Consider the following 288-nt stretch of genomic DNA (forward strand, 5'->3'; position numbering starts at 1 on the left):
GGAAAGTGGTTAGTTGTTACTGCGTGTAAGAGTCACTGACACAAACTATAAAGATAGAAGGAATAGGTAATGAACTCTTGGGTCATTAGATGCGTGCTACTGGCATCAACCGTGCTGTTTGTTTCGGATATTAGTGCTGAAGAAAGTAATGTTGATAAGGCGCGAGATGCCTTAGCCAGACAGTCAGATGATGAGGACTCTACCAAGCAATTGGAAGAGGTTTTCCAGGCGGCTGAGAAAAACTATTCCTTGCTCAAAGCGGGTGGAAAGTCTTTAAGCTATTCTCTG

1 pseudogene is annotated in these 288 nt (G+C 43.4%); it reads left to right on the top strand.

Features of this window, described 5'->3' with window-relative positions:
• Positions 1 to 69 precede the first annotated feature (69 nt).
• Positions 70 to 288: pseudogene (locus tag A3766_RS09760) on the top strand (transporter); the annotation flags it as partial.

This window comes from Oleiphilus sp. HI0132, from assembly GCF_001635845.1.